Annotated in this window: 15 protein-coding genes and 1 pseudogene; 5 read left to right on the top strand and 11 right to left on the bottom strand. The window is 71.5% G+C overall.

The features are described 5' to 3' along the window. Positions 1 to 31: 31 nt before the first annotated feature. Complete coding sequence (locus tag BN1555_RS10630; RefSeq protein WP_093799149.1) at positions 32 to 1165, bottom strand: SDR family oxidoreductase; 1134 nt, start codon at positions 1163 to 1165, stop codon at positions 32 to 34. Positions 1166 to 1356: 191 nt separating this feature from the next. On the opposite strand from BN1555_RS10630, the gene BN1555_RS10635 reads away from it, so the two are divergent. Next, positions 1357 to 2802, top strand: a complete 1446-nt coding sequence (locus BN1555_RS10635; RefSeq protein WP_093799150.1) for a zinc-dependent metalloprotease — start codon at positions 1357 to 1359, stop codon at positions 2800 to 2802. Continuing rightward, a complete protein-coding gene (locus BN1555_RS10640) occupies positions 2799 to 3407 on the top strand; it encodes an NUDIX hydrolase (RefSeq protein ID WP_093799151.1) in 609 nt (202 codons plus the stop codon). Before BN1555_RS10635 ends, BN1555_RS10640 begins: the two co-directional genes overlap by 4 nt. Before the next feature lie 61 nt (positions 3408 to 3468). On the opposite strand, the gene BN1555_RS10645 is transcribed toward BN1555_RS10640, so the two are convergent. The 4 genes and pseudogenes from BN1555_RS10645 to BN1555_RS10660 form a co-directional block, all read right to left on the bottom strand. After that, a complete protein-coding gene (locus BN1555_RS10645; RefSeq protein WP_093799152.1) occupies positions 3469 to 4224 on the bottom strand; it encodes an AIM24 family protein in 756 nt (251 codons plus the stop codon). A 19-nt stretch (positions 4225 to 4243) separates the two neighbouring features. After that, positions 4244 to 4924 carry an AIM24 family protein gene (locus BN1555_RS10650; protein ID WP_093799153.1) on the bottom strand — a complete coding sequence of 227 codons (681 nt, stop codon included), beginning with the start codon at positions 4922 to 4924 and terminating at the stop codon, positions 4244 to 4246. Positions 4925 to 4935: 11 nt separating this feature from the next. After that, positions 4936 to 6584 (bottom strand): annotated as a pseudogene (locus BN1555_RS10655) (TerD family protein). A gap of 106 nt (positions 6585 to 6690) precedes the next feature. Continuing rightward, the gene (locus BN1555_RS10660) at positions 6691 to 7266 is read right to left on the bottom strand and encodes a M48 metallopeptidase family protein (protein ID WP_093799154.1); all 576 of its coding nucleotides are present in this window, start codon (positions 7264 to 7266) and stop codon (positions 6691 to 6693) included. A 231-nt stretch (positions 7267 to 7497) separates the two neighbouring features. On the opposite strand from BN1555_RS10660, the gene BN1555_RS10665 reads away from it, so the two are divergent. Next, the gene (locus BN1555_RS10665) at positions 7498 to 8661 is read left to right on the top strand and encodes a ThiF family adenylyltransferase (RefSeq protein ID WP_093799155.1); all 1164 of its coding nucleotides are present in this window, start codon (positions 7498 to 7500) and stop codon (positions 8659 to 8661) included. Positions 8662 to 8703: 42 nt separating this feature from the next. Continuing rightward, entirely contained in the window at positions 8704 to 10113 is a 1410-nt protein-coding gene (locus tag BN1555_RS10670; RefSeq protein WP_093799156.1) for an ABC1 kinase family protein, read from the top strand. Positions 10114 to 10252: 139 nt separating this feature from the next. On the opposite strand, the gene BN1555_RS10675 is transcribed toward BN1555_RS10670, so the two are convergent. The 4 genes from BN1555_RS10675 to BN1555_RS10690 all read right to left on the bottom strand — a co-directional run bounded on the left by BN1555_RS10675 (position 10253) and on the right by BN1555_RS10690 (position 13791). Beyond that, positions 10253 to 10576: a hypothetical protein gene (locus tag BN1555_RS10675; RefSeq protein ID WP_093799157.1), complete on the bottom strand. Its 324-nt coding sequence runs from the start codon at positions 10574 to 10576 to the stop codon at positions 10253 to 10255. Beyond that, positions 10573 to 10962: a WhiB family transcriptional regulator gene (locus BN1555_RS10680; RefSeq protein WP_093799158.1), complete on the bottom strand. Its 390-nt coding sequence runs from the start codon at positions 10960 to 10962 to the stop codon at positions 10573 to 10575. The genes BN1555_RS10675 and BN1555_RS10680 overlap by 4 nt, the downstream gene beginning before the upstream one ends. Positions 10963 to 11119: 157 nt before the next feature. After that, positions 11120 to 11410: a hypothetical protein gene (locus tag BN1555_RS10685; protein ID WP_093803326.1), complete on the bottom strand. Its 291-nt coding sequence runs from the start codon at positions 11408 to 11410 to the stop codon at positions 11120 to 11122. Between the two features lie 182 nt (positions 11411 to 11592). Continuing rightward, on the bottom strand, positions 11593 to 13791 hold the full coding sequence (locus tag BN1555_RS10690; protein WP_093799159.1) for an ATP-dependent DNA helicase UvrD2: 2199 nt from the start codon (positions 13789 to 13791) through the stop codon (positions 11593 to 11595). Positions 13792 to 13964: 173 nt separating this feature from the next. Here BN1555_RS10690 and BN1555_RS10695 point away from each other — a divergent pair, with 173 nt between their 5' ends. Next, positions 13965 to 14219, top strand: coding sequence for a glutaredoxin family protein (locus BN1555_RS10695; protein ID WP_093799160.1), 255 nt, complete (start codon positions 13965 to 13967; stop codon positions 14217 to 14219). 112 nt (positions 14220 to 14331) lie between these two features. Here BN1555_RS10695 and nudC read toward each other — a convergent pair whose 3' ends face one another. Beyond that, positions 14332 to 15276 carry an NAD(+) diphosphatase gene (gene nudC, locus BN1555_RS10700; RefSeq protein WP_093803327.1) on the bottom strand — a complete coding sequence of 315 codons (945 nt, stop codon included), beginning with the start codon at positions 15274 to 15276 and terminating at the stop codon, positions 14332 to 14334. Between the two features lie 70 nt (positions 15277 to 15346). Continuing rightward, positions 15347 to 16747, bottom strand: coding sequence for a dipeptidase (locus BN1555_RS10705; protein ID WP_093799161.1), 1401 nt, complete (start codon positions 16745 to 16747; stop codon positions 15347 to 15349). Between the last annotated feature and the right edge of the window lie 6 nt (positions 16748 to 16753).

The raw sequence follows: 16753 nt of genomic DNA on the forward strand, positions 1-16753 counted from the left end.
CCGGCTGTACGGGACCCGCGTATGGAGGGTCCTACATGCGGCCCCGCGCCCTGCGTACGCGGCGCACCAGTGCGGCCGTGCCCAGCAGTGCGACCGTGGCGCCCGCCGCGCCCGCCGCCGTGGCGTCCTTGCGGCCGAGGCGGCGGCCCACGACGGTGTGCCGGCCCTCGACCTCCTCCAGCAGCTCGGCGAGCACCTCCTCGTTGGTCCACCGGGGCCGCCAGCCCGCTTCGTGGAGCCTGCTGACGCTCACCACCCAGGGGTGCATCGTGTAGGCGAGGTCCCCGGCCGGAGAGGGCGTGAGGCCGATCCGGTGCAGCCGGGCCGCGGCGCCCAGGGCGACCGCGGAGGGCAGCTCCATGCGGCGGATGCCGCTGAGCTCCTCGACCTCCTCCTGCTCCAGCCAGCCGTCGCAGCCGACCGCGATCTCGCCGTCGACCTTCTCCAGCACGGCGTACTCCAGCGCGCTGACCAGGTCTTCGACGTGGCAGAACTGCCAGGTGGGGCGGGACCCGGCGACGACCAGGAGGCGGGGCGACTCGAAGTACCGGGTCAGCGCGGTGTCCGTACCGCCGACCAGGACGGCGGGGCGGACCACGGTGACGTTGAGGCCGGGGTGCGCACGGGGCGCCCGGCGGCCGAGGCGCTCGATCTCCAGGAGGTCGCCGACGCCGGCGGCCTCCGCGGTGGCGCGCAGTTCCGCGTCCTCGGACAGCGGGATGTCGTTGTCGGGCAGGGCGCCGTAGACCATGGCCGACGTGCAGAGCACGACGCGGTGGACACCGGCGGCCGCTGCGGCGGTGAGCACCGTCTGGGTGCCCCGTACGTTGTATGCCGTACGGGCCGCGGGGTCGGACTCCAGGTCGAGGTCGAGCGCGAGGTGCACCACGACGTCGGCGCCCCGCAGCTTCTCCGCGATGGCCGGGTCGCGCACGTCCAGGATGTGCCACTGCGCCTCGGCCACCTCGCCGCGGCGCTCGTCGATCGCGACGACCTTCTTGATCTCCTCGGACGCGGCGAGGCTCCGGGTGAGCAGCGCGCCGATGCCCGAGGCGGCGCCCGTGACCGCGACCACAAGGCCGCGGTCCGGCGGGGCCGCGTCGTTTCGCCTCTGGCGAACTTCAGCGCTCTGTGATGCGCGAACCTGCGGATCTGGGGAACTCACCAGGCGTCTCCAGCGGTTGTCTTCAGTACGTGCATGCTGTGGCGCGTACGTACCAGGTGGCGTCCATCCTGCCGCAGGCAACGAGTCGGCGGAGCACCGAGCCCATCTCCGGCTCGGGTGTCTACGCTGGGTGGTGATGTCGGGCAGCCGCCGCCGGCCGGAGCCGGCGGCCTTACGAGCCGAGGAAACCCGTGAGTGACACCCCATTCGGATTCGGCCTTCCGCCGGAGGAGCCGGAGGACGGCGACGATGGCAAGAAGAAGGGCAGCGAGGGCGGTGGCCAGGGTGGCCAGGGTCCGGCGAACCCGTTCAGCGGGTTCGGCGGTCTGCCGGGCGGCTCGGGCGGAGACAATCCGTTCGCCGCGATGTTCGGTTCGCTGAATCCGAACGACCTGGGCGCGGCCTTCCAGCAGCTCGGGCAGATGCTCAGCTACGAGGGCGGTCCCGTGAACTGGGACATGGCCAAGGACATCGCGCGCCAGACGGTCTCGCAGGGCACCGCCGACGGCACCAAGGACTCCAGCGTGAGCCCCGGTGAGCGGTCCGCGGTCGAGGAGGCGGTGCGTCTCGCCGATCTGTGGCTGGACGGCGTGACCTCGCTGCCCTCCGGCGCGAGCACCTCGGTGGCGTGGAGCCGCGCCGAGTGGGTCGAGGCGACCCTGCCCGCGTGGAAGCAGCTGGTGGACCCCGTCGCCGAGCGCGTCGGCGCGGCCATGGGCGACGTGCTGCCCGAGGAGATGCAGGCCATGGCGGGCCCGCTGCTCGGGATGATGCGCTCCATGGGCGGTGCGATGTTCGGCCAGCAGATCGGGCAGGCCGTGGGCGTGCTGGCGGGCGAGGTGGTCGGCTCGACCGACATCGGCCTGCCGTTGGGCCCGGCCGGCAAGGCCGCACTGCTGCCGCTGAACATCGAGACGTTCGGCAAGGACCTGGGCGTCGAGAAGAACGAGGTGCGGCTGTACCTGGCGCTGCGCGAGGCCGCCCACCAGCGTCTCTTCGCCCATGTGCCGTGGCTGCGCTCGCACCTGTTCGGCGCGGTCGAAGGATACGCGCGCGGCATCCAGGTCGACACCTCGAAGCTGGAGGACGTGGTCGGCCAGCTCGACCCGTCGCACCCGGAGCAGCTTCAGGAGGCGCTCCAGCAGGGCATGTTCCAGCCGGAGGACACCCCGGCGCAGAAGGCGGCGCTGGCCCGTCTGGAGACGGCGCTCGCGCTCGTCGAGGGCTGGGTGGACGCCGTGGTGCACGAGGCGGCCAAGCCGCGGCTCACGTCGGCGGACGCGCTGCGCGAGACGCTGCGCAGGCGCCGGGCCTCAGGTGGCCCCGCCGAGCAGACCTTCGCGACGCTGATCGGTCTTGAGCTGCGTCCGCGGCGGCTTCGGGACGCGGCGCGGCTGTGGGCCTCGCTCACGGACGCGCGCGGCCTGGACGGGCGTGACGCGCTGTGGGAGCACCCGGACATGCTGCCGACGGCAGAGGACCTGGACGACCCGGACGGGTTCGTGCACCGGGAGCAGATGGACTTCTCCGAGCTCGACAAGATGCTCGGCGAGGCGGCCGGCGGGGGCCCGGGGAAGCCGGACCTGAAGAAGGACGACGGCGGGGGCGGCGACGCAGAGGGCGACAGCGACAAGTGAGCCTGCACGACGACGCGGTCCTCGTACTGAAGAGCTACGAGGACCAGGACGAGCTGCGCCGGACGTACCTGGACCACCTGGCGGCGCACCCGGACGGGATGTGGAAGGCCTGCGAGGCCGGGCACGTCACGGCGAGTGCGCTGGTCGTCGATCCGGAGCGCGGCCGGGTGCTGCTCACGCTGCACAAGAAGCTGAACATGTGGCTCCAGATGGGCGGCCACTGCGAGCCGGGCGATGCGACGCTCGGGGACGCGGCGCTGCGCGAGGCCACGGAGGAGTCCGGCATCCCGGGGCTGACGCTGCTGCCGTCAGCAGGGGCAGCGCACAGCGCTTCGACGAGGGGCGGCGGCCGGGTGGCGGGTGAGCCGGTGCGACTGGACCGGCATCCGATTCCGGCGCCCTGCAACTGGCACCTGGACGTGCAGTACGCGGCGCTGGCTCCGGCTGGTGCGGTCGAGGCGATCAGCGAGGAGTCGCTGGACCTGCGCTGGTTCGCTTACGACGAGGTGGCGGACGTGGCCGACACGTCGGTCGTACGGCTGATGGAACGTACGCGCGCGGCGCTGCAGACGGGCGTACGCGCCGCGGGTGAGCGTCGCGGCTGACCGCAGGTGAGCAAGGGGCGGGCCTTCAGGAGCCCGCCCCTTGCCCGTGCCCCGGGGGCGCTCAGTTCCAGGCGTTGTTCTGGTTCTGGCTGCGGGCGCCCTGCTGGCCCACGCCGAACTGCGCGGCGGCGCCCTCCCCCAGCTGCGCGTTCTGCGGCGGCATCACCTCGCTGGGCTGCACGAGTGCGAAGCCCTGGCCGAGGAAGCTGAGTTCCCAGCCCTCGCCGGTGATGCCGCGCCGCCGGCGCACGTTCGACGAGTGCGTCTGAGCCTGCATCTGCACGCGCAGGGAGCTGGACCAGGCGACGATCGCGTCGGCGTCGGCGTTGACGTACTTCTCCGGCGTCACCTGGAGCATCAGCGGCTGGCCGGAGGTCATCAGCGCGACCTTGCCCTGCCCCGAGATGTTGAGCTGGTACTTGCCGGTGCCGGAGATGCCGTACTGGCTGTCGACGGCGATGACCTCGGTGTGGAGCGAGGAGTCCAGCGCGAGGACGTAGGCGCTGTCGACCGTCATGCCCTCGCGGTCGACGTCCACGAGGTGGACGTACTGCGCGAGGTTGGCGAGGTAGACGGTGCCCTGCCCGGAGCAGCGCATCAGGTCGAGGCCCTCACCGGTGTTGGCGCGGGAACGGCGCTGGCCGCTCGACTGGTACTCGCCGTCGAAATCGATCAGGCCCTGGTAGGCGACCATGGCGCCCCTGCGGGCCAGGACGTCGTCGTGGCCGGTCAGCGAGACCCGCAGGAGCTGCGGGTTCTGTACGGTGTACCGGTCCTGGGACTGCTGTTCGATGTGACTGAAAAGCGGGCTCTGCATGGTGTGTTCTCGCTCCCCCTCAGCCCCGGATCCGCAGGCGGTCGGTGCTGTCCTCGCTCGGCTGTACGACGACGATTCCCTCACCGGAGAAGGCCATCTGGTACGCCTCTCCGCTGCCCCGTCCGACCAGGGCGGACGCCTTGAAGCTGCGCTTGCCCTTCACCTTGAGGTTCGGGGACCAGGCGACCAGGGCGTCGGGGTCGACGTACGTCTCGTCCTCGCCGCGTCCGCATTCGACGACGATCGGCGTACCGCGCGAGGTCACGGCGACCCAGCCGGTGCCCGCGATCTTGACGTTCCACAGGCCCTGGCCGGCGAACTTCGCCATGCCCTTGACCTTCTCCACGCCCCACTGCAGGTGCGCGTCGAAGGCGAGCACGTTGCTGCCGTTGACCGAGAGCGAGTCGTTGTTGAGGTTGATGACGACGACGTCCGCGCCGTAGTCGGCGAGGTAGAGCAGGCCGTCGCCCGCGCACTTCATGACGGGCGCGCCCTCACCGGTGGCCCACTGGGACGCGATCTGGCGTACCGCGGGCGGGTTCGGCTCGTACTGGATGAAGCCTTCGTACGCCACCATCGAGCCGGTGCGCGCGTAGAGGTCCTGGCCGGTGGCCATGGCGACCTTGAGCATCGAACGCCCGTGGTTCTCCATGCGGGCCGCGATCGGGGTCGGGGCGTAGCCCGCGAGTTGCTGATTCATGACGGGCTCCCTCAGACCTCGTAGGGCTGGACGACGATGAAGTTGCCGGGCGCTCCCCGGAACTGCAGGTTGACGGTCTCTCCGCTGTGGCCCGGGTAGGCGTTGCGGCGCAGCCGCACCTGGCTGGAGAGGATCACCTGGGACGCCGAGGACCACGCGACGACAGCGTTGGCGTCGGCGAACGTGGTGGGCGTGACCGGCAGGACGACCGGGATGCCGTGGGTCTTCACGACCACGGTGCCCGTGCCCTGGAACTGCATGGTGAACAGGGCACCGCCGGGGATGCCGTGGCCCTCGATGCGGCGGACCTCGTACTGGAGCGACTCGTCGAACGCGAGAACGTTCTCGGCGGAGACGCAGATGCCGTCGCCCTGGAGCTCGATGGGGTGCAGGTTCGCGCCGTCCTCCGCGAGGAAGACCTGGCCGCGTCCGGTGCAGCGCATCAACTGCATTTCCTGGCCGGTCGCGTTGCCCACGATGCGGCCGGTGAAGCCCGCACCCTTGTGACTGAAGTCCACTTTGCCCTGGTACATCACCATGCTGCCCTGGCGGGCCAGGACCGGCGTACCGCCTATGGTGAGGTCGGCCCTCATGAGCTGCTGGTTCTGCGAGGTCCAGCGCTGGCCGGTGGCTGCCTCGCGGTACGGCTGGAGGGCGGCCTTGAGGCCGCCGCCGCCCTGCGGGGCGCCTTGGGGCACACCGCCTTGCGGCACTCCCTGGGGCTGGCCGTACGGAGCCGGCTGGCCGTAGGGGGACGGCGCACCCGGCGGCTGGGCCTGTCCGGGGGCCTGCCTCGTCATCTGGCCCGGTACCTGGCCGAACTGCGGCTGCTGGGGCGGCTGTCCGTACGGCGACGGAGGGGCCGGCGGTACGGCGCCACCCTGCGGCGGCACGGGCATCGGCACCGCCGCGGCCGGGGCGGCGTACGCCTGCGGGGCGGGCTGCGGCAGCGGGGCGAAGCCCTGCGCGGGGGGTGGCGGGGGCGGGGCGAAGCCCTGCGCGGGGGTGGCGGGGGCGGGGCGAAGCCCTGCGCGGGGGCCGGCGGAGCGGTGGGCGCGCCGAAGGACGGTGCGGGCTGGGGCGGCGGGGCGAAGGAGGGCGCTGCGGCCTGCGGCTGGGCGACCGGTTCCTCCTCGGCCACCTCACCGCCGAAGTTCCTCAGCAGGGCCTCGAGCCCGCCGTCGAACCCCTGGCCGACGGCGGCGAACCGCCACACGTCCTTGAGGTAGAAGTCGCCCAGCATCACCGCGCGCTCGGTGGTGAACTCCGAGCCGTCGAAGGCGTACCTGACGACCTCTTCACCACCCGCGACGATCCGGATGTAACCGGGCCCCACCTGCGACATCTGCCCCGCACCGTCGATGGTCGCGGTGAAGGAGAGCCGGTGGATGCTCGCCGGGACGCGGTCCAGCGTGACGCGGAACGACTCGGTGTCCCCCGATTGCGCACCGAGTTGCTGAATCGACTCCTCGGGCGACTTCGGCTGGTTGAAGAAGATGAAATACCGGTCGTCCGAGAGCTGTTCATCGGCGTCGAGCCCGAAGCAGCTGATGTCGAAGGACAGCCCGGGTCCCGCGATCTGTACGCCTACGTACAGATCCGTACCCGCTGTGAGGTCACTGATCCTGGCCTTGTGGCCGCGTTGGAATTCCCTGGCCATGCGTAACGACCGTCCCCCATCCCGAGGTGAATGCGTCGCGTCAGGCTAACCGCAAATGCCGACATCCGGCCAAGCCGGTACACAGTCGGTACACAGTCACTCGGGATCACTCGCCGCGTGTGCCCGGCAGGTGGGGCAGCCGTCCGGCGGCGACCACTCCTTCGAGATAGCCGCGGGCCCGCTCGGTGCGCGGGTACGCCTCCAGGAGCTGCCAGAAACGCGGACCGTGCCCGGGTACGAGCAGATGGGCGAGCTCGTGGACCAGCACGTAGTCGACCACGTACTCCGGCATGCCCTGGAGGCGGTGCGAAAGACGGATGCTGCCTTCGGCCGGAGTGCACGACCCCCAGCGGGTGTTCTGGTTCGTCACCCAGCGCACCGAGACCGGGCACGCCCTGCCGCCGAAGTACTGGGCGGAGAGCCGCCGGGCGCGCTCGGCGAGCTCGGCGTCGCCGAAGAGGCGCTTGCTCTCCTGGGCGGCGAGCTTGTCGAGCATCACGGTCACCCAGCGTTGCTCCTCGGCCTCCGACATCCGGTCGGGGATGAGCACGATGGTGCGGTCGCCCTCGCGGTACGCGGAGACCGTCCTGCTGCGGCGGGCGCTCCTGCGGACCTCGACGGCGTTCGGCCGTGAGCCGCGGGGCGGCGGGTTTGTCGCACTGTGCAGAGGATCGACGGCCACGCCACGACGGTACCCGTTGCCAGTGGTGGAAGTCCCGCCTCCGGGTGGTTCGGACGCGATCCGCTCCATGGCACGGCATACGAACGGCCGAGGCGATTCATATGACTGACGCGCAGCACCTGTGGACAACTTTCAGCCCTCTTCGGCCGCGCCGTGCATTCTGAGATCCGAGAGCGGATCTTGCGACAGACCGCAGACCGCCAGGCCGACGGACCGACGGGGGACGGCGAGATGCATCCGATGGTGAAGCCCGCGCTGCGGCGCGCATGGCGGGACCGGCAGACCGTGCAATTCGGCATGACGTCCGCGCACGCGGTGGCGGTGGGCCCGGTGGACACGGCGACGGGCAGTTTCCTCGGACTGCTCGACGGGACACGTGGCCTTCCGCTGTTGCGGGAGGAGGCGCGGACGATGGGACTGCCCGACGGGCGGGTGGACGACCTGGTGGCGCGGCTGACCGCGGCAGGTCTGATCGACGACGCGACGGCGGGCGGCGCGGGGGCGGACGCCCTGCGGGGACGCGCCGAGGTGTTCGACCGGCTGCGCCCCGACCTGGCGTCGCTCTCCGTGGTCCATGCCGAACCGGGCGGCGGGGCACGGCACCTGGCGGCACGGCGCGCCATACGGGTGCAGGTACGGGGCGCCGGGCGGGTCGGCGCGACGATCGCGTCGGTGCTGGCCGCCGGTGGGGTGGGACGCGTCGAAGTCCTGGACGGCGGGTGCACGGAGCTCTGGGACGTCGCGCCGGGCGGGCTGTCCGCGGAGTCGGTGGGCGGCCGGCGGGACGTGGCGGCACGGCAGCTGGTGCGGCGGGCCGCGCCCGGCCGGCCTCCGCGTGCGGCGGAGATCGCGGGCCCGGCTGGAACCGTCGGGTCCGCGGCCGGCGGTGAGCCCGGGCTGTCGCTGGTGGTCGTGGCGCCCCGGGACGGAACCGCCGCGTACGCTCCCGATCCCGTCGCCGCCGAGCCCTGGCTGCGTTCGGGGACGCCCCACCTCTACGCGGGGGTCGCCGAGGCGACGGGGGTGGTGGGGCCGCTGGTGCTGCCGGGCGGCAGTGCGTGCGCGGGCTGTATGGCGCTGGGGCGCGAGGAGCGGGACCCGGGGTGGCTGCGGATGCTGGCGCAGTGGCGCTCCGGCCGCGGCGGGCCCGTACCGGCCTGCGACATCGGTCTGGCGACCGCGGTGGCGGGGCTGGCGGCGGCACACGCCCTGTCTTTCCTGGACGGTGAGCTGCCCGCCGCCACCGGGGTCCGGTGGGAGACCTCGATGCCCCTGCTGGACTGGCGGCAGGAGCGGATGGAGCCGCACCGCGACTGCTCCTGCGGTGCCCGTGGGCAGATTGAGGGGGAGTGCGCCTCGGGCGCCGGAAAGCCACAGGACACAATGGCCGGGTGACCGTCGTAGGCGGCCACGGGTGTCTGGGATTTGGAGGGGCGCATGTCTGATCTTCCCCGGAAGGCGGTCACCCGTACCGCCAAGCTGGCAGCACTGCCACTGGGCTTCGCCGGCCGAGCCACCTGGGGCCTGGGCAAGCGGATCGGCGGCAAGTCGGCCGAGATGGTGGGCCGCGAGATTCAACAGCGCACGGCAGACCAGCTGTTCAAGGTCCTCGGTGAGCTGAAGGGGGGCGCGATGAAGCTGGGCCAGGCCCTGTCGGTCTTCGAGTCCGCGCTTCCCGAAGAAGTCGCGGGCCCCTACCGGGCGGCGCTGACGAAGCTCCAGGAAGCCGCTCCGCCGATGCCGGCCCGCACGGTGCACTCGGTGCTGGAGGAGCGGCTCGGAGAGGAATGGCGCGACCTGTTCCTGGAGTTCGAGGACAAGCCGTCGGCGGCGGCATCGATCGGCCAGGTGCACCGGGCCGTGTGGCACGACGGACGTGAAGTGGCCGTCAAGGTGCAGTACCCGGGGGCCGGGGAGGCCCTGCTCTCCGACCTGAACCAACTGAGCCGCTTCGCGCGGCTGTTCGGCCCGCTCGTCCCGGGGATGGACATCAAGCCGCTCATCACCGAGCTGCGCGACCGGGTGTCGGAGGAGCTCGACTACGAACTGGAGGCCCAGGCCCAGCGGGAGCATGCGGAGGAGTTCGCGGACGACCCGGACGTACTGGTGCCCGGTGTGGTCCACCAGAGCGATCAAGTCCTGGTGACGGAGTGGATCGACGGGATCCCGCTGGCCGACGTGATCTCGGACGGTACGGCGGAGCAGCGGGACAGGGCGGGGCAGTTGCTGGCCCGCTTCCTCTTCTCCGGACCGGCCCGCACAGGGCTGCTGCACGCGGATCCGCATCCGGGCAACTTCCGGCTGGTGCCGGTGGGGGGCGCGGACGCAGACCCCGACGGCGGGGACGACGGGAACGGGGCGGTCGCACCATGGCGGCTCGGCGTGCTGGACTTCGGCACCGTGGACCGGCTGCCCGGCGGGCTGCCCGCGACGATCGGTGAATCGCTGCGGATGACGATCGATGGCGAGGCCGAGGCGGTGTACGAGCTGCTCCGTGAGGAAGGCTTCGTGAAGGAGACCATCGACCTCGACCCGGACGCGGTGCTGGACTATCTGCTGCCGATCATCGAGCCGGCGCAGGCAGACGAGTTCACGTTCACCCGGGGCTGGATGCGCGGGCAGGCAGCGCGGATAGCCGACGTCCGCTCCCCCGCCCACCAGTTGGGCAAGCAGCTCAACCTGCCGCCGTCATACCTGCTGATACACCGGGTGACCTTGAGCACCATCGGAGTGCTCTGCCAGCTGGGTTCGACCGTACGGCTGCGGCACGAGCTGGAGGAGTGGCTGCCCGGTTTCCTCGCCGACGACCACACCGAAGCGGAGGAAGCGGCGACGGCCGGGGCGTAGCCGGCCGGCCTTCCCCTTGTGACGGTGTTCCCTCCGGGGTGCCGGATGACTCTCGGCGGCCGGCCAACGCACGGCGGGGGCCGGCCCGTTCGGGCCGCCCCCCGCGGAGAGTCTTCATGTGCCGGTCCGCCGGCGCCTGTTACTGCATGACCGCCATGGCCAGGGCGCGGCGGGCGCGCAGTGACACGCGCTCGGCGCGGCGCTGCATCCGCCGGGCGGCGGCCAGGCGCACGGCCTGGTACTCCGCCTCGGCTTCTCGCCGGCGTTCTTGCATATGGGCACGGGCCAGGGCTTCTGGGATGAGTTGCATCTCGCGGGTCCTGTTCTGGCGCGAGTCGTTCGCGCCGGTGATGGTCACGTCATGGGTCGCGGTGCCGAAGGGCTCGCTGGGGGAAGAGGACATCGGGGCCTGCTTCTTGGGATCGTGCGTATGGGGTCGGTCGATGGTTCCGATGGCGTTCATGCCGCGACCGGGTTCTTGCGCGGGCGGCCACGCGGCCGCTTGCGGGCGACCACCACGCCCTGGACGAAGAGCTCGCCACCCCAGACGCCCCAGGGCTCGCGACGCTCCTTGGCCCCTGCGAGGCAGGCCTCGACCAGCGGGCAGGTGCGGCAGAGCGACTTGGCGTACTCGACATCGGCCGGGGTCTCGGCGAAGAAGACTTCCGGGTCGTAGGAGCGGCAGGGTACGGGCGTACCGAGGTTCTCGATGGCGTCGTCGAGCGCGGTGAGCGCGGTGAGGGGGGTCAAGGCGGTCTGGGCAGTCAAGGCGGGGTCCTCCGTGAGACCGGGCGGCGAGGTGATCGTTTGGGAAGGCGGTACGGACGGGGCGTGCGTTTCGAGTTGCACGGTGGTTTGTTCCTCGTCGAGTCGTTCCGGCCGGTCGGCCGGGTGGCGGTTGCTGTCCCGAGGCCCCTTCGCTCCGTCTCTCCACTTCGGGAAAAACAGAAGGGCCGCGGATCCCTGGTGGGGTTCCGCGGCCCTGAGGCGCCTGCCTGATCCTGGATCAGGCTGGATCACTCCAGGGTTCGAGCCCACGGAAGGCCCACATCGTGTGGTGCTGCGTCGTCTGCTTCTTGGATCCGGCACCGGCTGCCGCAAAGGCATAGGCCTGTGCCGCTGCTACTGCTGCTGCTTCCGGTGCCTCGGTCGGTCGCTCATTGCGCGCCAGAACGGGAAGGCTCGCGAGAGACGCCGGACGGGCGGCGGAAATGCCGGACAGACCGGTGCCACGAAGCGAAGAGCCGAGCGGGCAGGGGGCGACGACCGAGTGATCGGTCATTTTGGTGAAGGTCATGAAGCTGGTCACTGGGCTCGCCTCCTCTCGGCGTCTCGGGGACCTGATGGCCGGGGCCGGTCCCTACGTATTCGGATAAGTACAGCACGGAGTCAGGGCTTCAGAGAAGTCGCTGTTCCCGTGGTTAAGAACCTATGGGGATTCCCAGGGCATGCGCAAACTATTTTCTCGACGAGTTTGCATCAGTCCTCCCCGTCGGCCCCACCAGGCTCCTGGCCTGCGCAAAGAGCGAGCACATCGGCTCCGAAACGCGTCAGCTTGCGCGCGCCGACCCCTGGGATCACGGCCAGTTCCCCCGCCTCGGCCGGCGCCGCCTCGGCGATCGCCATCAGCGTCTTGTCGGTGAAGACGCAGTACGCGGGCTGGCCCAGCTCCTGCGCCTGGCCGGCCCGCCAGTCGCGCAGCCGCTCGTACAGCGCCTCGTCCATGTCGGACGGGCAGTCCTCGCAGCGCATCAGCTTCACCTCGCCCGCGTCGGTGAGCGTCCTTCCGCATACCCGGCACAGGGCCGAACTGCGGCGCCTGGGCCTGGCCATGCCACCGGTGCCCCTGCTGCCGCTGCCGCCGTGCTCGACGCCACCGCCACCGCCCGCGCCACGGCTGCCAGAGGACGCGGAGCCGGGGCGCAGCCCGCCCAGGAAACGGCTCGGGCGGCGGGAGGCCCGGCCGCCCGGCGAGCGGGACAGGGCCCAGGACAGACCGAGATGCAGCCGGGCGCGCGTGACGCCGACGTACAGCAGGCGCCGCTCCTCCTCGATCTGCTCGTCGGTCTTGGCGTAGGTGATCGGCATCATGCCCTCGGTGAGACCGACCAGGAACACGGCGTCCCACTCCAGGCCCTTCGCCGAGTGCAGCGAAGCGAGGGTGACGCCCTGGACGGTGGGCGCGTGCTGGGCGGCCGCGCGCTCGTCGAGTTCCGTGACGAGATCGGGGAGCGTCGCGGCGGGCCTGGCCTTCGCGAAGTCCTCCGCGAGGCGCACCAGCGCGGCCAGCGACTCCCACTGGTCGCGTACCGCCCCGGAGCCCGCGGGGGGCTGCGTGGTCCAGCCGTTGCCGCTGAGGACGGCGCGGGTCTGGGAGGGGAGGTCCACGACGTCGTCGAGCAGGGGGTCGTTGTTGCCGAACCGGGCGGCGCTGCGCAGACCGTGGATGGCCTTCCGCACCTCCTGGCGTTCGAAGAACCGCTCCGCGCCGCGGAGCTGGTAGGGCACGCCGGCGTCGGCCAGCGCCTGCTCGTAGACCTCCGACTGGGCGTTGATGCGGTACAGCACGGCGATCTCGCCGGCCGGTACGCCCGCCGTGATGAGGTCGCGGATGCGCCGGGCGGTGCCCTCGGCCTCGGTGGGCTCGTCCGCGTACTCCGTGTAGACGGGCTCGGGGCCCGCTTCGCGCTGGGAGACCAGCTCCAGACGGTGCTCGGCGGCCCGGCCCCGCGCCTGGCTCAGCAGGCCGTTGGCCAGGTGGACGACCTGTGGCGTCGAACGGTAGTCGCGGACCAGCTTCACCACGGTGGCGTCCGGGTGCTTGGTGCGGAAGTTCAGGAGGTGGTCGGGGGTGGCGCCGGTGAAGGAGTAGATCGTCTGGCTGGCGTCGCCGACGACGCACAGGCTCTGCCGGTCGCCGAGCCACAGTTCGAGCAGCCGCTGCTGGAGCGGGCTGACGTCCTGGTACTCGTCCACCACGAAGTGCTGGTACTGGCTGCGCACGTGGTCGGCGATGTCGTCCCGGTCCTGGAGGATGCCGACGGTGAGCAGCAGCACGTCCTCGAAGTCGATCACGGCACGGTCGCGCTTGAGCTGTTCGTACATCGCGTAGATCTGGGAGATCTCCGCCGCGTCCCTGGGGACGTCACGGCCGGACTTGGCGGCCGCGGCCGGATAGTCGCCGGGGACGGTCTGCGTGACCTTCGCCCACTCGATCTCGCCCGTCACGTCCCGCAGCTCGTTGCGGTCGAGACGGACGCGGCAACGGGCGGCGGCCTCGGCGACCAGCTGGACCTTGCGCTCGACGAGGCGGGGCAGGCCGCCACCGACTGCTTTCGGCCAGAAGTACTGGAGCTGGCGCAGCGCGGCGGAGTGGAACGTCCGGGCCTGGACGCCGCCCGCGCCGAGCTGGCGGAGCCGGCCGCGCATCTCGCCGGCGGCGCGGTTGGTGAACGTGACGGCAAGCACACTGGCGGGCTGCAGGATCCCGGCGCGTACGCCGTACGCAATGCGGTGCGTGATGGCGCGCGTCTTGCCGGTGCCCGCTCCCGCCAGCACGCACACCGGACCGTGCAGGGCCGTGGCGACCGCGCGCTGCTCGGGGTCGAGCCCTTCGAGCACCGCGTCTGCCGAGTCGGGGACCTGCGGGAAAGGAGAGAGGTGCGTTGCTGCTGTCACCCCGCCATGCTGCCAGGTCGCAAGAGGTGGATGCGGTCCGTTGTCCACAGGGGACGGGCACCGGTCGTACTAATGGGGGATGCGGGAATGGCGGTCGGGCCGCGTACGTTCACACACTGGCATTTCCGACTCACCGGGGACACGCCCCGGCGAACCAGAGGAGCGCATACGACATGCAGGGCACTGTGACGATGTACAGCACCACGTGGTGCGGCTACTGCCGTCGGCTCAAGAGCCAGATGGACCGTGAGGGCATCGCGTACACCGAGATCAACATCGAGCTGGACCCTGAGTCGGCGGCCTTCGTGGAGAAGGCGAATGGCGGAAACCAGACGGTCCCGACCGTCCTCGTGGTCCCCGCTTCCGGTGAGCAGACGGTCATGACCAACCCGAGCCTCGCCCAGGTCAAGCAGGCGCTGGCGGTCTGAGGCGCGCGCACGGAGCAGCACAGAGCACTCGGACCCGGAACACGTACGGAAGGGCCCCCGGACAGCGCGGCAGCGCGGGGGCCCTTCCGTACGTCTCGGGAGGCCGCGGGGACTACGGGTTCAGCGGCTTCGGCAGGGGCTTGCCGTACCAGAGTTCCACCAGGCGGGCCGCGATGGAGATGCCCGAGGGGGACACGATCTCGCCGGACTCGATGGCGCTCCGCAGGTCGTCCCTGGAGAACCAGCGCGCCTCTTCGATCTCCTCGCCGTCCACGTTGATCTCCGACGATATGGCGCGTGCCATGAAGCCCAGCATCAGGCTGGACGGGAACGGCCACGGCTGGCTGGCGACGTACTCGACGCTGCCGACGGTGACGCCCGCCTCCTCGAAGACCTCACGGGCCACCGACTCCTCGATCGACTCGCCGGGCTCCACGAAGCCCGCGAGCGTCGAGAACCGGCCTTCCGGCCAGTGCACCTGGCGGCCGAGCAGCGCGCGGTCCTCCTCGTCCGTGACCAGCATGATCACAGCGGGGTCGGTACGCGGGTAGTGCTCGGCGCCGCACGCCTGGCAGCGGCGGATGTGCCCGGCCGCCGCGATGACGGTGCGCTCGCCGCAGCGCGAACAGAAACGGTGCAGCCGCTGCCAGTTCTCCAGGGCCACCGCGTGGACCATCAGGCCCGCGTCGCGCGGGGAGAGCAGGAGTCCGGCTTCGCGCAGGCCCGCCGGCCGCGCGGACTGGTCCATCCGGCCGGGCAGGGAGTCCTTCTGGAGCGCGAAGTAGCTGACGCCCTCCGCGTCCGTGCCGAGGAAATAGCGGTGCGTCTCGGTGACCGGGGCCTCGAAGGCCGGGGTCATGACGAGTTCGGTACGGCCGTCCGGGGTGTCGTCGATCAGGGCCTGGCCGCCGGAGACCACGAAGACGCGGGTCGTCGGGTGGCTCCATGCCGCGGCCAGCCAGGCCTCGTCGAGGCGGTGGTGCGCGGCGCGGTCGATGCCGCTCGGGGCGGTGAGCCCGATCGGCCGCTCAGTGGTCCGCGCGGTCCCCGTGGTCAGGCCCGTGTGGTCGGTCGAGGTGCTCACAGGTGCTTCCAACTCCCCCTGGTGGATTCGGACGGTGTCAGGTTCAGGAGGCGCGCCAGTGCGCCGCGAGGTCGCCCCACAGGTACGCGGCGGTCTCGACGCCCTTGAAGAGCAGGTCGAGTTCGACCTTCTCGTCGGGTGCGTGCCAGCCGTCGGACGGTACGGAGATACCCAGGAAGAGCACCGGTGCACCGAGTACGTCCTGGAGGTCGGCCGCGGGTCCCGAGCCGCCCTCGCGGGTGAAGCGGATCTCCTGGCCGAAGGCGCGGCCCATGGCCCGTACGACGGACTGGAGGGCGGGGTGGTCCAGCGGCGTCAGGCACGGGCGGGTGGCGGCGCCGAACGTGATCTCGTGGCGGATGCCGGCCGGGACACGGGATGCGGTCCAGTCGCGTACGGCCTGCTCGATCTTGTCCGGGTCCTGGCCGGCGACCAGGCGGAAGGACAGCTTCAGGTGGGCGGAGGACGGGACGATCGTCTTGCCGCCGGGGCCCTGGTAGCCGCCGCCGATGCCGTTGACCTCGGCGGTCGGGCGGGCCCAGACGCGCTCCAGGGTGGTGTGGCCCGCCTCGCCGAGAGTGGCGCGGGACTTGGCCGTACGCAGCCACTCGGCCTCGTCGAAGGGAAGCTCGGCGAACAGTTCGCGCTCGCGGTCCGTGAGTTCCACGACGCCGTCGTAGAAACCGGGGATCGCGATGCGCTCGTCCTCGTCGTGGAGAGCGGCGACCAGGCGGGCGGCGACGGTGGCGGGGTTGGGGACGGCGCCACCGAAGGATCCCGAGTGGATGTCCTGGTCGGGGCCGTACAGCTCGATCTCGCAGTCGGCCACGCCGCGCATGCCCGTGCACACGGTAGGGGTGTCCTCGGACCACATGCCGGTGTCGGAGACGATCACGGCATCGGCGGCGAGACGCTCGGCGCGCTCCTCGACGAGGGCGCGGAAGTGCGGGGAACCGGACTCCTCCTCGCCCTCGACGAGGAGCTTGAGGTTGACGGCGGGGGCGGTGCGGCCGGTGGCGGCGAGGTGGGCGCGTACCCCGAGGGTGTGGAAGAACACCTGGCCCTTGTCGTCGGCGGCGCCGCGGGCGTAGAGCCTGCCGTCGACGACCTCCGGCTCGAAGGGGTCGGTGCGCCAGCCGTCCGCGCGGACGGCGGGCTGCACGTCGTGGTGTCCGTAGACGAGGACGGTGGGGGCGGCCGGATCGCCGCTCGGCCACTCGGCGAAGACCGCCGGGGCGCCCGCCGTGGGCCAGACCTCGGTGACCGGGAAGCCGGTCTCCCCGAGCTTCGCGGAAAGCCATTCGGCGCTGCGGCGCACATCGGCCGCGTGGGCGGGCTGCGCCGACACGGACGGGATGCGCAGCCAGTCGGCGAGGTCGCTGAGGAAGGCCGCGCGATGCGTGTCGATGTACGTACGGACGACGCTGTCCGGGGTGTCGCTCATGTCCTT

This window comes from Streptomyces sp. Wb2n-11 (assembly GCF_001049855.1).
GTDB classification, from domain to species: domain Bacteria; phylum Actinomycetota; class Actinomycetes; order Streptomycetales; family Streptomycetaceae; genus Streptomyces; species Streptomyces altiplanensis.

What these genes read in the sequence shown, in the direction of transcription:
- BN1555_RS10645 (WP_093799152.1), bottom strand. Translation starts at nt 4,224, where the DNA reads ATGCAGAGCCCGCTTTTCAGTCACATCGAACAGCAGTCCCAGGACCGG.
- BN1555_RS10650 (WP_093799153.1), bottom strand. Translation starts at nt 4,924, where the DNA reads ATGAATCAGCAACTCGCGGGCTACGCCCCGACCCCGATCGCGGCCCGC.
- BN1555_RS10665 (WP_093799155.1), top strand. Translation starts at nt 7,498, where the DNA reads ATGCATCCGATGGTGAAGCCCGCGCTGCGGCGCGCATGGCGGGACCGG.
- BN1555_RS10670 (WP_093799156.1), top strand. Translation starts at nt 8,704, where the DNA reads ATGTCTGATCTTCCCCGGAAGGCGGTCACCCGTACCGCCAAGCTGGCA.
- BN1555_RS10675 (WP_093799157.1), bottom strand. Translation starts at nt 10,576, where the DNA reads ATGAACGCCATCGGAACCATCGACCGACCCCATACGCACGATCCCAAG.
- BN1555_RS10685 (WP_093803326.1), bottom strand. Translation starts at nt 11,410, where the DNA reads ATGACCTTCACCAAAATGACCGATCACTCGGTCGTCGCCCCCTGCCCG.
- BN1555_RS10695 (WP_093799160.1), top strand. Translation starts at nt 13,965, where the DNA reads ATGCAGGGCACTGTGACGATGTACAGCACCACGTGGTGCGGCTACTGC.
- BN1555_RS10705 (WP_093799161.1), bottom strand. Translation starts at nt 16,747, where the DNA reads ATGAGCGACACCCCGGACAGCGTCGTCCGTACGTACATCGACACGCAT.